This is a genomic window from Bacillus sp. NMCN1, assembly GCF_002998085.1.
Taxonomy (GTDB): Bacteria; Bacillota; Bacilli; order Bacillales; family Bacillaceae; genus Bacillus.
In genome coordinates, this window is the sequence record NZ_PVQL01000003.1 from 375,573 (window position 1) to 389,170 (window position 13,598).

Consider the following 13,598-nt stretch of genomic DNA (forward strand, 5'->3'; position numbering starts at 1 on the left):
TCCAAGTATGATCATTGATTGAACTGATTTTATTATATCATTACTTGAAGAGGATACCTTATTGAATCACGGTGTTGAACAAGTCATTCATGATGAAAGAATGGCAGATTGATCAGTTGCCAATTAAAGAAAATGAACAAATTGAGATTCTTTGTATCCTTTGTCTTTTCTTTCTGATACAATCGAAATAGAATATATGTTCTCATTTAGGGTAAGGGAGTGATGGGATTGAGTCAGAAAAGGAAGCTGCTTTTTTATGGGGCTATGAGTATCGATGGCTATTTAGCGAGAGAGGATCACAGGCTCGATTGGTTAATAGGAACAGAGGGTGAAGAAGAAACGAGCTATGATGACTTTTATGCGTCAGTTGATACACTGATCATGGGGCGAAATACATATGAGCAGGTTCTACAGCTGTCACCAGATGAGTTTCCTTATGAAGGAAAGACATGTTATATCATGTCACGTACTTTACAAGACAGTCTGAAAGGAACTCATATCATTCGTGAAGATATCTTATCTTTTATGAAAAAATTAAAACATGAAGAAGGCCGGCATATCTGGATTGTCGGCGGCGGGGAACTGCTCCAGTCTTTCATAAAAGCAGGATTGGTTGATGAGCTTTACCTTCAAATCGCACCTGTCATGATTGGGAGAGGCATTCCTCTGTTTTTCCCAGCGGATATTGAATCCAGGTTTTCATTAAAAGAAGTACAACAATACAAGCAGATAGCTGAAATGCATTTTGTCTTAAAAGAAGAGGATCACTGACCTGAGGTGGTCTTTTTTTTATGAAACAAACTCGTTGACAAGAAAATATCCTAGTGTTAGGATAAATTTATCCTATTCTTGAAAAAGGAGTAGTTGCCATGGTGCAGCATGAACATGAATTAGACTTAAGGCTATTCCGCGTATGGATGAAAGCCTATCAAGCCCTTTTTACAAATATCCAAACAGACATTGAACGTTATGATATCGGATTTGAGAACTTTCAGATCCTTGAATTGCTCTATAGTAAGGGGCCGCATCCCGTCCAAAAAATTAGTGACATCCTGTCAATCCCAAGTGGAAGTATCACATATGTCGTAAACAAACTAGAAAAACAAGAGCTGGTGAAAAGGCAATGTGCCCGCACTGATAAACGTGTATTTCATGTATTACTGACGGAAAAAGGAAAGCAATTGTTTGACGACATTTTTCCTAAACACACAGATGTCATTTCACAGAATCTAGCCTTTATTGAAAAAGAAGAAAAAGAAAAGCTCATTGAATTACTAAAAAAAATCGGTCTAGGTGCAGAACAACTTCACGAAAAGGGGAAACAAGATGACACTCAGCTTTGATACATTGGTACGTGAAAGACGATCCGCATCAAATTTTTTGCCAAATATCTCGATTTCGAGAGAAGAGCTTAACAGCATTTTTGAAGAGGTCAAAATGGCACCATCTGCTTTTAACTTACAGCACACACAATATGTCGTCGTCCAAACAGAAGGTCTCAAAGAACAAGTAAGGGAAGCTGCATTTGGACAATATAAAGTGCATTCCGCTTCAGCAGCGATCATTGTACTGGGAGACCCAAAGGCTTATCAGCAAGCGGCGAACATTTATGAAGGTCTGAAAATGCTTGGCATTTTAAACACGCAGCAATACGAAGAAATGGTCAGAGAGACGATGAGCTTTTATGAACAGAGAGGAGCGGATTTTCAGAAAGAAGAGGCGATCCGCAATGCTTCATTATCTGCGATGCTGTTTATGCTCGCCGCCAAAAACAAGGGCTGGGACACGTGCCCAATGATCGGCTTTGACCCTGAAGCAATGAAAAAGGTGTTGAACATCGATTCGGATTTGGTTCCCGTGTTAATGATCACAATAGGAAAAGAAAAAGTAGAGAGCAGACAACCGAGAGGCTACCGAAAGCCTGTCTCTGAATTTGTGACATATTTATAAGATAGGGGGTTCCACTCATGGAACTAGGAATTAGTACATTTGTAGAAACAACACCTGATTTTCAAACAGGAAAAACAGTCAGTCACGCACAGCGTATTCGAGAAGTAGTCGAAGAAATTATTTTAGCAGATCAAGTCGGCCTCGATGTATTTGGAGTAGGTGAGCATCATCGACAAGATTTCGCTGCATCGAATCCAGCTGTCGTCTTAGCGGCTGCGGCAACACAAACAAAGAATATCCGCCTGACAAGTGCAGTGACAGTCCTATCATCAGCAGATCCTGTTCGTGTATTTCAGGATTTTGCGACATTAGATGGACTATCAAATGGGCGGGCAGAGATCATGGCAGGCCGTGGTTCATTTATTGAATCATTTCCGCTCTTTGGCTATGACCTGAATGATTATGAAGAATTATTTGAAGAAAAGCTTGATTTGCTGTTGAAATTACAGCAGTCCGAGCGTGTAACTTGGAGCGGAAAGCATCGCCCAGCTATTCAAGATGTTGGCGTATATCCAAGACCTGTTCAAGATCCGCTTCCAATCTGGATCGGCAGTGGAGGAAACCGTGAATCTGTTGTACGTGCTGGATTATTGGGGCTGCCGCTAGTACTTGCTATCATTGGCGGGAGTCCTAGACAGTTCGCACCGCTTGTACAGCTGTACAAGCAAGCGGCAGTGCATGCTGGACATGACCCAGAGAAATTAACCGTAGCGTCACATTCGCATGGATTTGTTGCGGAAGAAACAGATCTTGCAGCAGACCAATTCTTCCCTTCTACACAGCATGTGATGAATACATTAGCAAGAGAGCGAGGCTGGGGACCATATACTCGTTCTACATTTGATGCAGCGAGAACGTTAGAAGGCGCCCTGTATGTAGGAGATCCAGATGCAGTGGCAGAGAAAGTGATTCACCTTAGAAAAAATGTAGGAATCACGCGTTTTATGCTTCATGTGCCGGTTGGTTCAATGCCGCATGATCAAGTATTAAAAGCCATTGAGCTATTTGGGAAAGAAGTCGCTCCTAAAGTAAGAGAAGAGGTTGCCCGCTGGGAAGCAGAGCAAGAATAACGAAAAAGGTCGATCAAGTGCATAGGCTTGATCGACCTTTCTTATGCTTAAGGATCAATGACACAAGGTTTCACTGTAGGGCATGAAGCAGCAGAAGCAAGTGGTGTGGTCGTCAAGGTGAAGAGGAAAACAAGTTGAAAACAGATGAGCCATTTTTTCATGAAATCACCTCCGTTCACAATTGTTTGACGGAATGAGATGAGGATAAAAGCACAGAAGTATAAAACACTCTCTATCCAACATAAGACAATCATATCATAATTTTCAAAAAAATGAAAAAATATCTTATTTAAGTACTAAATTATGGTATGGTTAATATGTTCAACAAAAAAAGGGAGGGATTTTTATGAAAAAGGTCATGTCTTCAGTTTTGGTTGGAGCAATTGTCTTAACAGGTGCCGGTGTCACAGCTGTTCCAGTGGAAGCAAAGGAGCAAACAAAAAGTGAAATAACCGTTCAGGCGAGTCGAACTGTCTCAGAAACAAGAACATATACGACCTCGAACATCCCAGAAAGTATTGTCTATGCAAAGGATGGCTGGGTCGGTATTTTAAAACAAACCTCTATTGAAGAATTAGGATTAGGGAAATACAGAGTCACATTTACTGGAACGGTTGTACGCGATCCAGGATTTAATTAAATAAAACGCAAAGCTGACAGATGGACAAGCCTGTCAGCTTTTTTCATGAGGATAATAAAGAATCATTTGCATCCGAACCATTAGTTCTCCGGTTTGTTTATATGCATGCGTACGGTCCGCTTTAAAACGAATCGAGTCGCCGGCTTTTAAGCTGTATTGCTCATCACCAATGGATACATGAAGCGTCCCCTCAAAAACAGTGATCAATTCCTCTGTTCCGCCAATATGTTCATTCGCACGTAGCGACCCGCCAGGATCAATTTCTACTCGATACACTTCAAATTTTCCCCGGTCATCAAAGGGAAAAGTCGTATACACGCGATATCGCCCGTCATCTTCCGTTAAAATCTGTGCATCCTCCTTGCGTACCACCTTGATTTCAGGCTGTGATGCGTAAATGAGCTCACTAAAAGACACCTTTAATCCGTTGGCGATTTTCCACAAAGTCGTGATGGTAGGGGTTGATTCTCCTCTTTCAATTTGTCCAATCATGGTTTTGCTGACACCAGTTAATTCTGCCATCTTTTCGAGGCTTAATTTTTTTTGATCTCTTAGAAGCCTCACATTTTTAGAAATAATCGATTGTACATCTTCCATGAAAAAAACTCCTTTCTCTATTTACTTTATAAAGACCAAACGTTACAATAAAACGTAACATACGCAATAAAGTAATTAAAGTCTTAATAACGCACGAGGGAGGCGGCAACTTGATTCTTTCTATGTTGATCTATGCTTTTGTGAGCAGCTTTACCCCTGGGCCAAACAACATCATGGCCATGGTCTTTACGAATAAATATGGGATCAAGCAAACATTTCGATTTTGTTTAGGTGTAGGTATCGGATTTCTTGTCATTTTGTGTTTGAGTTGCTTCTTTAATATCATTCTTTATCAAGTGATGCCGAAAATAGGCTGGGTCATGGCGTTCATCGGAGCCGCATACATGATTTATTTAGCTGTCAAAATCATGAAAAGTAAAGGCGGGGATGACGAAACACTGGACCGCTACAATCATTTTGTCCCTGGTATGATGCTGCAATTTATCAACCCAAAAGCAATCTTATATGGGTTGACTGTGATTTCCACGTTTGTTTTGCCATATGGACAATCGAATATGCAGTATGTGATATGGACGCTGATTCTCGCACTTATTGGCTTTCTCGGTACATTCAGTTGGAGCCTATTTGGCTCTTTGTATAAGCGCTTTTTGACTGCTTACGAAAGACCGTTCCAGTATGTCATGGGGCTGCTTCTGATATACAGTGCGATTTCAATGGTATGGGGCTATGTAATGTAAGTAGTCAGAAGCTTGGCCTCTGCCTGCCCATCACAACAGTATTGTAATAAAGTCCATCTGTCAGCTGTTTATCATTTTTTAATACCCCTTCAATCAGAAAGCCATGCCGCTCATATAACCGAATGGCTTTTTGGTTGGTTTCCATCACGTGAAGTGACATCTTCTGGATGCCTTGCTGATCAGCCCAGTCAATAGAAGCGGCTAAAAGCTCTTTGCCAATGTGATAGCCCCAAGCATTCTTTTGTATGGCGATGCCAAATGTCACTTTGTGAGCAGAGCGCTTGAGTGAATGTCCCTCACATCTAGAGAAACCAACAATCTCTCCTTCAATATCAGCGACCAAAAATAAATGCCTGCTTTGCTTGGCATCCTCTTGAATCAAAACCTCAAAATCTTTTTCATGAAGAAAGGCTTCGCCTGGTTCACGGTCTAAATATTCTGTTTCACCATCAATTTTCAGTCTGAGAGCTGATAATTGTTTGGCATCGCCAATTGCAGCAGACCGAATACGATAGGTCAAACCACGAACTGTGAATATGTTTTCAGAGATGATCATTAAACAGAACACCAACCCTTCTTTTCATTATGTCTATCATACCTGAAACGTGTACATAGCAGGTTAAAACCTTTAAGTCTGTCTTATAGATCATTATTTTTTAATCCAGCCGACCCTGGCTGGATTTTCATGATTTAGACAGAGAACTTAAATAAGCTTCTCTCGCAACTGTTAAAAAGTGATCAGCGACGGTTGATTTTTCATCTTGTCTCCATGAAACATATAAATTTACTTTTGGTGTAGTTTCTTGGATTTTTCTATAAACAACCCCTGAGCGTTTTACGCTTTCTACTGAGGATGGAACCACAGAGATTCCCATTCCTGTCGCAACTAAATTAACAATCGTATGCATTTGAATAGCTTCCTGAACTACGTTTAAACTTATGCTATGCTCCCAAAAGTAGCTGATAATTAAATCATAAAATGTTGCACCTAGATGACGTGGAAACATGATAAATGGTTCATTGGCTAATAAATGAATTGGAACTTTGGGAAATGAAGCTAAAGGATGATTTTCTGGCAAAACCAAACTTAATGATTCCTCACAACAAATTTCTGAGGTAAGTATCTCATTATTTTGGTTAGAACGAATAAATCCTATTTGAATTTCTTTCTTATATAGTGCTTCTAACTGCTGTTCTGTTGTCATTTCACATAAGACAAGATGGATTTTAGGGAAACTTTCTCGGAACTTTTTAATAATATCAATAACAATATCAGTAGAATCAACGAAACCGATCGTTAAATGACCTATTCTTCCGTCATCTGCAAGTTGTGTAGCTTTAATCGTTCTATCTACTTGAAGAAGCGTACGGCGGGCTTCTTCTAAAAATACTCTCCCCGAATCTGAAAGTTTAACCTGTCTTCTAGTTCTGTGAAAAAGCATAACACCTAACTCTTCTTCTAATTTACGAATTTCTTGACTTAATGGAGGCTGTGCCATTTTAAGACGTTCAGCTGCCCGGCTAAAACTTAGTTCTTCAGCAACCATGATAAAATAACGTATTTGTCTCAGATCCATTTTTTCTGTCCCCCTATAAATTTCATCCTTACTCATAGTGTAAAATGATTTCAAATGGTTGTTATTAAACAGTTTTGCGCTTTTTTATTTCCTCGCATGTATCTTTTCTTTATTTACTCAAGCATGCTTTATTTTCTGTCCCTCTTCAAAAAGCAAAATAGAACAGGGAGCGTACGAAACGAATTGGATAGTTTGGTTCGTCCTGGTATACTTTTACACAATTTCCTCCAACCCAAAAGATAAGAGGCTTTATTAATGGAAATATTTCAGTTATATAAAATATATATATATTCATCTATATATATATATTATACATATTGATGACCTCTTTTTATAATGAAAGTATCATTTCAAAAGGAGGGCATTATTATGGAATATAGTAAACTTGGCTATAGTGGATTAACAATTAGTAAACTTGCATACGGAAACTGGATTAATCATGGTGGTAAGATAAATGAAGAAACTGCCCACGATTGTGTGAAAGCTGCTCTTGATGTTGGTATTACGACGTTTGATACTGCTGATGTTTATTCAGACACCAAGGCTGAAGAGATACTAGGCAGGTCTTTAAAAGGGATCCGGCGGGAGAGCATTGAACTATGTACAAAAGTATGTCATCCGACCGGTACTGGGAAAAACGATAGAGGATTATCACGCAAGCATATTTTGGAAAACTGTCATGCCTCCTTGCGACGTTTACAAACGGATTATATTGATATTTACTATGCGCACAGGTTTGATCCAACTACACCTCTGGAAGAAACGATGTTAGCTTTCGCAGATCTAGTAAGACAGGGTAAAGTGAATTATATTGGTGTAAGTGAGTGGACAGCAGAACAAATTACTCGAGGGGCAGCGCTTGCACGAGAGCTAAATGTCCCCCTTATCGCCAGCCAATCTCAATACTCCATGTTATGGAGAATAATTGAAAGTGATGTAATACCGACCTGCCAGCGTGAAGGACTTGGCCAGGTAGTATGGTCGCCTTTGGCCCAGGGGATCCTTACCGGAAAGTATCTTCCAGGAAAATCACTTCCGACTAATTCGCGTGCTAACTCACCTGCTGGAAAACCTTTTTTTAAAAACCTTGCTCAACGCTGGATGAATAATAATATCTTAGAGGCGATCCAAAAGCTTAAGCCCGTCGCACAAGAGGTTGATCTTACTCTCGCTCAGCTTGCGATAGCATGGGTGCTGCAAAACCAGAACGTTTCTGCAGCAATTATCGGTGCTTCTAGTCCAGAACAGGTGAGGGAGAATGCTTTAGCATCTGAGGTGAAAATTGAAACTGAGATGATGAATCAGATTGACGAAATTCTAGGTGATCTGGTTGAGTACGATCAGAGTAAAACAGGTTAAAGCTTTTAAGTCTGTCTTATAGATCATTATTTTATAATCCAGCCGACCCTGGCTGGATTTTCATGTTGCTGTAGTTTCTTGGATCGCACACTCAGATGTTTTGTATCTGTGAAAAAGGCTAAATGAATAGTATCAAACGTGGAGGTGGAACAAATGAGTGAAGAAAAAGGACATATGGATAAAGCGAAAGGGAAAACTAATCAAGTCAAAGGTCAAGTAAAAGAAAAGCTTGGCGAAGCAACAGATCATCAAAATTTGAAAGCAGAAGGGAAAAAGGATCAGGCAAAAGGGAAGCTTCAAGATAAAAAAGGAGATGTGAAGAATAAACTAAACGAGTAGCTTTCAGAAAGCTATATAAATCATCTAAGGCATTTCCTGATGATGAATTCTTGATAAGAAAAAAGCTTAACCACATGCGGTTAAGCTTTTTCTTTTAGAAAAACCATCTAGCAGTTCCCATCAGTATGACGCCTACAAGAACAGTAAGTGACAAGCTTTTTGTCCAAACAGCGATCACTACGGTCGGAACCAAGACAGCAAGGTACATCCAGTGAACGGTGACGCCTGCTGTAGTATGTATGAAGAGATGCTCTGCAATCAAAGCCGTAAAGATACAAATGGGAATAAACGATAACCACTTAAGCACCACTTCAGGCAGCTCGATACTCCGTACAAATAAAAAGGGAACGACCCTTGGAATGACGGTTACAATCATACAGCCGAGAATCAGCCATATCATAAAACTGCTGATCATTTATCTGTCACCACCCCAATGGTTGCGACAATCATGGTGGCTAACAGAACAGCCACGTGTGAGGGAACAAAATGAAGCAGAACAAACATTGCAACGACCATATACAAAACAAGTGACAGTCGATGGGTTAACTTACTTTTAGGCACAGTTTGCAAAGAAAGAACCAGAAGCGCAGCAAACATAGCGGAAAGGGCAAAATCAAGACCAAGTGCTTCAGGATTTGAAATCCAGTGTCCAAAAATGCCGCCAAGTATACAGGCAGCAATCCAGCACAAATAAGCCGTTATGTTCAGCCCGTGCATCCACCGGTTATTCAGCTTTCCATGCTGAGCTAATTTATTCATGGCTACACCAAAGGATTCATCAGTCAGCAATAGACCGAATCCAATGTTTTGTTTCATAGAGTAGCGTGTAAAATGAGGAGCCAGCGTCAGGCTGAGCAATAAATGACGCAGATTCACAATAAATGTAGTGAGAATAATAGCGGAAAGGGGACTTCCAGTGACAAGCAGTGCACAGATAATAAACTGTGAAGCACCTGCATAAATAAAGATTGATAGAAGCGCAATGTCCCATAAGCTCAACTGTGCGCTAATTCCAACAATTCCGAAGGCAAACCCAATACTCATATAACCAAGCAGGGTTGGCACACAATCTTTTATTCCCTCGAAAAACGGTTCGTGTTCCGTGCTGGGAATGTGTTTTCTAGCTTCAATATCCAACGACCTCTACTCCTTTTCTGCTTGACCACCTATCGTTTTACTTACTATATGAAAACGAATTCAGCATGTCAATAGCCGCTTATCTTCTATTATATGAGGAAAAAGGGTGACAAAAAAGGATTGAAGTCAACCAGAATTTGTTATAAAGTATCAGAAAATAAAAATAATTGGAGTGACGACAATGCTATGGAAACCTTTGTTTGAACATGATGTTCCAAATGCCCTCCGTCCATAACGGAGAGTGATCTCCGTTTGTGGATATGGTCATCAAAATATCCAGTTACGGAGGGAAAAAGATGAACGAAAAATATATAGGCGCGCTTTACCTAGCAATCGCTGCAAGTATTTGGGGTGGCATGTACGTTGTTGTCAAAGTAACAGTAGCGGTTGTTCCGCCTCTTGAGCTCGTTTGGATGAGATATGCTGTAGCAGGAGTCGTGTTGGTGTTCACCGTTTGGCGCTTGGGCTATTCCTTTCGATTAGATAAAAAAGATATCCCGCTTATGGTGGTGATTGGCCTGATTGGAAATTTCCTTTCAATCGTGACCCAAGAAATCGGGACGATGTATACGTCTGCACAAATGGGGGCCGTTATCACATCTGCAACACCTGCGTTTATGGTGCTGTTTGCGTTCTTTCTATTAAAAGAAGACATGACTGTTCGAAAGTGCGCATCCATCCTGCTTGCTACAGCAGGTGTATGGCTCATGATTGGACCAGTGGCAGTGCAAACAGATGAATTTGTTGGCGGTCTTTCATTGGTCATCGCTGCTTTAACATGGGCGCTTATGTCTGTTTTGCTTAAACGTGTTCCAGGAAAGTACCCTCAGGTGGTGACAACCACATATGCGATCATCATTGCATTCATTGTTTTAACACCGCCAGTATTATTTCGTTTACCTCACCTAGATGTGGAGCAGATGGCAAGGCCAGAGATTTGGGGCGGTATTCTTTATCTAGGCATCATCTCAACAGCTCTAGCATTCTTTTTGTGGAATAGAGGGCTTCAATTGATGGATGCCTCAAGCGGCGGTCTGTTCTTTTTCTTTCAACCGATCGTAGGGGCAGCTCTTGGCTGGCTGCTATTAGGGGAAGAGATGGGGATACGCTCATTCATTGGAATTCTATGTATCTTTGCAGGTGTCTATACTGTGCTTCGTCAAAAGGAATAAGAGGAGGTGTCCCTTGTAAAAGGGGCATCTTCTTTAAAATGGGTAGGCCTTGAGAAATTGAGAGAGGATGGGGGAAACAGGATGATACAATTTCCGCAATTACAAAAAGGACAAACGATTGGTGTCACAGCACCGTCCTCAGGTGTACAGCCATCTTTGCATGACATGTTTCAGCTCTCATGCGAACGAATGAAAAAAAGAGGCTATGATGTCATATGTGGAGAGACGGTATGGCACCAGGAAAAGGCAAAATCAGCGCCTGCCATAGAACGAGCAAACGAGCTTCAGTATATGATGACGTGCGATGAGATTGACCACATCATCCCGCCATGGGGAGGACAGCTTCTTATGGAGGTGTTAGAGCACCTTGATTTCTCAACGATGCAAAAAAAGTGGATTCTTGGTTACTCAGATACGAGTGCACTTCTGCTGGCATTTACATTAAAAACAGGCATTGCCACAGCGCATGGGCCAAACTTAGTAGATTTACGAGGGGAAGAGTCTGATCAAACGACTGCTATGTGGGAAAAAGTGCTTTCCACAGAAGAGGAGATGGACATTGCTCAGTTTTCTTCATATAAGTATCAAAAGGAATGGCAGCATGACACCCCGAGTCAACATGTCTTTTATTTAACAGAGCCTACAAGATGGCGCACGGTTCATCCACAGGAGATGGAGATGAAGGGGAGACTGATGGGGGGCTGCATTGATATCATACGCCATTTAGCGGGGACTCCTTTTGGAGACGTCAAAGCTTTTCAGGAAACATTCATAAAAGGTGAACCGATTCTCTGGTACTTCGAAAACTGCGCATTAAATGCTGCAAGCATGAAGAGATCGCTTGTTCAATTAAAACTAGCCGGGTGGTTTGACCACTGTTCAGGTATCATGTTCGGGCGAAGTGCAGTGGATGTGCCTGTAGAAGGGTATCATTATCGGGACGTATATGAAGAATTACAAAAGGAATTACAAATCCCCATTTTCTACGATATAGATTGTGGGCATGTCCCGCCACAAATGACGCTGATTAATGGCGCATATGCAGAAGTGCAGCTGCAACCTCAAGGTAAAGCGGTCCTAAAGCAAGCATTTTTATCATAAGAAAAGGAAAGGGGAAGCTCTTTCCTTCATATAACATTACATCCCCTTTGTTTCCTCACCTGCTTTTGGAACTTCCCATGCGGACTCACGGAATACTTTTTCCCATTTCGATACGACAATACATGCAACGGCATGCCCTGGAACATTCACACCTGTTCGTGCCATATCCATAATTCGGTCAACACCGGCGATAATAGCGACGCCTTCTGCTGGAAGACCTACTGCATGGGCGGTTGCCAAAAGAACGACGAGTGAACCGGATGGCACTGCTGCAATCCCTTTACTTGTTAACACAAGAACAAGCATCATCAAAAGCTGCTGAGACAGACTCATGTCGACACCAAACGCTTGTGCAAGAAACACACAGGAAACCGATAAATATAAACTGGACCCATCACAATTGAGAGAAAGACCAGATGGAATGACAAAGGAGACGATTCTTTTTGGACACCCGTATTTCTCCATTCGTGACATAAGCTGAGGAAGGACAGTTTCTGTACTTGTAGTAGAGAAGGCAACCAAGAACAAATCCCAAATCATTTTTAAAACTTCGAAGTAGTTAAAACGGAAGATCAGTGCGACCAGAGGGAACAAAGCAAAGAGAATAATGAATAATCCTAAAAATACAGTCCCGACAAGCTTCATCATTGGGATTAATAATACAATGCCATATTGGCCAACGGAAGCAGCCATTAATGCAAGAACTCCAATAGGTGCTGTCACCATGACCATCTGCGTCAGCTTAAACATAATTTGTGCAACTGATTCAAAGAAGGTGAGAACAGGAGCGGATGCTTTACCGATGCCGCTTGCGGCTACACCAAATAATATGGCGAAGAAAATGACAGCAAGTAAATCATTCTGAGCCATGACATCGACGATATTCGTTGGAATGATATCGAGTACCATTTGTTTAAAGTCGACGACTTTCTGCGTATAGCCATCTAATTCACCAATATCTTTCTTAGCTAATTTAGAGAAATCAAGGCCAACGCCAGGCTTTAGAACATTAGCCAGCAATAGACCAATTCCTAGAACGATGGTTGTGATGACCTCAAACCAAATGATCGTCTTTAATCCTAGGCTGCCCATTTTTTTCATACCGCCACTGCCAGCTGCACCAATAACAATGGTAGAGAAAACGATAGGAACAACGATCATTTTAATCAATCTGATGAATCCATCTCCAATTGGCCGCAGTGCCATCCCGAAGTCAGGAAAGAAATGGCCGATAAGAGCTCCTATCACCAAAGCGATCATGATTTGAAAAGCGACGAACTTTTTCATCATCTCCTACCTCCTTTAAATGCTTGGAAAATTTTAAGAATTTTCCAATAAATAAAAATTCTATGTGACCATGTTTTGTCCTCCTTTGGATTTAGAAAGATTTTATTTAAGAATCATTGGAATTATGAAGAAAGAGAAGAAAATAGGGCTATTGCATCTCTATTTATCTAAGAAAAAAACACTTCTTAAAAAATATGAAACTTTTTTAGAAAAATGTATTGACCCATTTATGTGATCCATGGTATATTTTTATTCGTCGCTGATGACGTATTTGAAACAACGACATTCAAACACATGCGGCAAACAAATTTTAAAAAGATGTTGACTTGATAAAAACGATATGTTAAGATAATTAAGTCGCCTGATTAAGCGCCCGTAGCTCAATTGGATAGAGCGTTTGACTACGGATCAAAAGGTTAGGGGTTCGACTCCTCTCGGGCGCGCCAATACAAACCACGCGGGTGTAGTTTAGTGGTAAAACCTCAGCCTTCCAAGCTGATGTCGTGAGTTCGATTCTCATCACCCGCTCCATTTTGAAATATGATCTTTGAAAACTAAACAAGACAAAACGTACCTGTTAATTCGAGTTTTTATAAAAAAATCCTATGATATATCATAGGTAGTCAGTCAAACGCTGACGAAAAACAAAACTTCGGTTTTGTACTTTTTCG

16 protein-coding genes and 2 tRNA genes are annotated in these 13,598 nt (G+C 40.8%); 12 read left to right on the top strand and 6 right to left on the bottom strand.

Translation table 11 applies throughout. The annotated features are described in order from the left end of the window. Window positions 1–228 precede the first annotated feature (228 nt). The 5 genes from C6W21_RS16460 (at window position 229) to C6W21_RS16480 (ending at window position 3,660) form a co-directional block, all read left to right on the top strand. Complete coding sequence (locus C6W21_RS16460; protein ID WP_106051446.1) at window positions 229–771, top strand: dihydrofolate reductase family protein; 543 nt, start codon at window positions 229–231, stop codon at window positions 769–771. A 98-nt stretch (window positions 772–869) separates the two neighbouring features. Continuing rightward, window positions 870–1,343 (top strand): MarR family winged helix-turn-helix transcriptional regulator, encoded by a 474-nt coding sequence (locus C6W21_RS16465; RefSeq protein WP_106051448.1) that lies wholly within the window; start codon window positions 870–872, stop codon window positions 1,341–1,343. Continuing rightward, complete coding sequence (locus C6W21_RS16470) at window positions 1,327–1,950, top strand: nitroreductase family protein (protein ID WP_106051451.1); 624 nt, start codon at window positions 1,327–1,329, stop codon at window positions 1,948–1,950. Before C6W21_RS16465 ends, C6W21_RS16470 begins: the two co-directional genes overlap by 17 nt. A gap of 17 nt (window positions 1,951–1,967) precedes the next feature. Next, entirely contained in the window at window positions 1,968–3,020 is a 1,053-nt protein-coding gene (locus C6W21_RS16475) for an LLM class flavin-dependent oxidoreductase (RefSeq protein WP_106051453.1), read from the top strand. Between the two features lie 346 nt (window positions 3,021–3,366). Next, window positions 3,367–3,660: a hypothetical protein gene (locus C6W21_RS16480; protein WP_106051456.1), complete on the top strand. Its 294-nt coding sequence runs from the start codon at window positions 3,367–3,369 to the stop codon at window positions 3,658–3,660. A 33-nt stretch (window positions 3,661–3,693) separates the two neighbouring features. Here C6W21_RS16480 and C6W21_RS16485 read toward each other — a convergent pair whose 3' ends face one another. Next, complete coding sequence (locus tag C6W21_RS16485; RefSeq protein ID WP_106051458.1) at window positions 3,694–4,257, bottom strand: helix-turn-helix domain-containing protein; 564 nt, start codon at window positions 4,255–4,257, stop codon at window positions 3,694–3,696. Between the two features lie 110 nt (window positions 4,258–4,367). Here C6W21_RS16485 and C6W21_RS16490 point away from each other — a divergent pair, with 110 nt between their 5' ends. Beyond that, a complete protein-coding gene (locus C6W21_RS16490) occupies window positions 4,368–4,955 on the top strand; it encodes a LysE family transporter (RefSeq protein ID WP_106051461.1) in 588 nt (195 codons plus the stop codon). Window positions 4,956–4,959: 4 nt separating this feature from the next. Here the strand turns inward: C6W21_RS16490 and C6W21_RS16495 are convergent, their stop codons facing one another. Both C6W21_RS16495 and C6W21_RS16500 read right to left on the bottom strand, forming a co-directional pair. Further along, window positions 4,960–5,511: a GNAT family N-acetyltransferase gene (locus C6W21_RS16495; protein ID WP_106051464.1), complete on the bottom strand. Its 552-nt coding sequence runs from the start codon at window positions 5,509–5,511 to the stop codon at window positions 4,960–4,962. Window positions 5,512–5,638: 127 nt separating this feature from the next. After that, on the bottom strand, window positions 5,639–6,532 hold the full coding sequence (locus C6W21_RS16500; protein WP_106051467.1) for a LysR substrate-binding domain-containing protein: 894 nt from the start codon (window positions 6,530–6,532) through the stop codon (window positions 5,639–5,641). 369 nt (window positions 6,533–6,901) lie between these two features. Between C6W21_RS16500 and C6W21_RS16505 the strand changes: the two genes are divergently transcribed. Beyond that, window positions 6,902–7,891: an aldo/keto reductase family protein gene (locus C6W21_RS16505; RefSeq protein WP_106056755.1), complete on the top strand. Its 990-nt coding sequence runs from the start codon at window positions 6,902–6,904 to the stop codon at window positions 7,889–7,891. Window positions 7,892–8,044: 153 nt separating this feature from the next. Beyond that, window positions 8,045–8,230, top strand: a complete 186-nt coding sequence (locus C6W21_RS16510; RefSeq protein WP_034665964.1) for a CsbD family protein — start codon at window positions 8,045–8,047, stop codon at window positions 8,228–8,230. A gap of 94 nt (window positions 8,231–8,324) precedes the next feature. On the opposite strand, the gene C6W21_RS16515 is transcribed toward C6W21_RS16510, so the two are convergent. Further along, window positions 8,325–8,645 (bottom strand): AzlD domain-containing protein, encoded by a 321-nt coding sequence (locus C6W21_RS16515; RefSeq protein WP_106051472.1) that lies wholly within the window; start codon window positions 8,643–8,645, stop codon window positions 8,325–8,327. Continuing rightward, window positions 8,642–9,367 (bottom strand): AzlC family ABC transporter permease, encoded by a 726-nt coding sequence (locus C6W21_RS16520; protein WP_106051474.1) that lies wholly within the window; start codon window positions 9,365–9,367, stop codon window positions 8,642–8,644. The genes C6W21_RS16515 and C6W21_RS16520 overlap by 4 nt, the downstream gene beginning before the upstream one ends. A gap of 296 nt (window positions 9,368–9,663) precedes the next feature. On the opposite strand from C6W21_RS16520, the gene C6W21_RS16525 reads away from it, so the two are divergent. Continuing rightward, on the top strand, window positions 9,664–10,539 hold the full coding sequence (locus tag C6W21_RS16525) for a DMT family transporter (protein ID WP_106051476.1): 876 nt from the start codon (window positions 9,664–9,666) through the stop codon (window positions 10,537–10,539). A gap of 81 nt (window positions 10,540–10,620) precedes the next feature. Beyond that, a complete protein-coding gene (locus C6W21_RS16530; protein ID WP_106051478.1) occupies window positions 10,621–11,640 on the top strand; it encodes a S66 family peptidase in 1,020 nt (339 codons plus the stop codon). A gap of 36 nt (window positions 11,641–11,676) precedes the next feature. Here C6W21_RS16530 and gltP read toward each other — a convergent pair whose 3' ends face one another. After that, entirely contained in the window at window positions 11,677–12,927 is a 1,251-nt protein-coding gene (gene gltP, locus C6W21_RS16535; protein WP_034666069.1) for a glutamate-aspartate/proton symporter GltP, read from the bottom strand. Window positions 12,928–13,296: 369 nt separating this feature from the next. Between gltP and C6W21_RS16540 the strand changes: the two genes are divergently transcribed. After that, window positions 13,297–13,373: transfer RNA gene (locus tag C6W21_RS16540), tRNA-Arg, on the top strand. A gap of 11 nt (window positions 13,374–13,384) precedes the next feature. Beyond that, window positions 13,385–13,458: transfer RNA gene (locus C6W21_RS16545), tRNA-Gly, on the top strand. Window positions 13,459–13,598 lie beyond the last annotated feature (140 nt).

Excerpts from the sequence above, each read along its gene's own strand:
- C6W21_RS16465 (WP_106051448.1), top strand. The coding sequence starts at position 870 with ATGGTGCAGCATGAACATGAATTAGACTTAAGGCTATTCCGCGTATGG.
- C6W21_RS16470 (WP_106051451.1), top strand. The coding sequence starts at position 1,327 with ATGACACTCAGCTTTGATACATTGGTACGTGAAAGACGATCCGCATCA.
- C6W21_RS16475 (WP_106051453.1), top strand. The coding sequence starts at position 1,968 with ATGGAACTAGGAATTAGTACATTTGTAGAAACAACACCTGATTTTCAA.
- C6W21_RS16480 (WP_106051456.1), top strand. The coding sequence starts at position 3,367 with ATGAAAAAGGTCATGTCTTCAGTTTTGGTTGGAGCAATTGTCTTAACA.
- C6W21_RS16485 (WP_106051458.1), bottom strand. The coding sequence starts at position 4,257 with ATGGAAGATGTACAATCGATTATTTCTAAAAATGTGAGGCTTCTAAGA.
- C6W21_RS16495 (WP_106051464.1), bottom strand. The coding sequence starts at position 5,511 with ATGATCATCTCTGAAAACATATTCACAGTTCGTGGTTTGACCTATCGT.
- C6W21_RS16500 (WP_106051467.1), bottom strand. The coding sequence starts at position 6,532 with ATGGATCTGAGACAAATACGTTATTTTATCATGGTTGCTGAAGAACTA.
- C6W21_RS16505 (WP_106056755.1), top strand. The coding sequence starts at position 6,902 with ATGGAATATAGTAAACTTGGCTATAGTGGATTAACAATTAGTAAACTT.
- C6W21_RS16510 (WP_034665964.1), top strand. The coding sequence starts at position 8,045 with ATGAGTGAAGAAAAAGGACATATGGATAAAGCGAAAGGGAAAACTAAT.
- C6W21_RS16515 (WP_106051472.1), bottom strand. The coding sequence starts at position 8,645 with ATGATCAGCAGTTTTATGATATGGCTGATTCTCGGCTGTATGATTGTA.
- C6W21_RS16525 (WP_106051476.1), top strand. The coding sequence starts at position 9,664 with ATGAACGAAAAATATATAGGCGCGCTTTACCTAGCAATCGCTGCAAGT.
- C6W21_RS16530 (WP_106051478.1), top strand. The coding sequence starts at position 10,621 with ATGATACAATTTCCGCAATTACAAAAAGGACAAACGATTGGTGTCACA.
- gltP (WP_034666069.1), bottom strand. The coding sequence starts at position 12,927 with ATGAAAAAGTTCGTCGCTTTTCAAATCATGATCGCTTTGGTGATAGGA.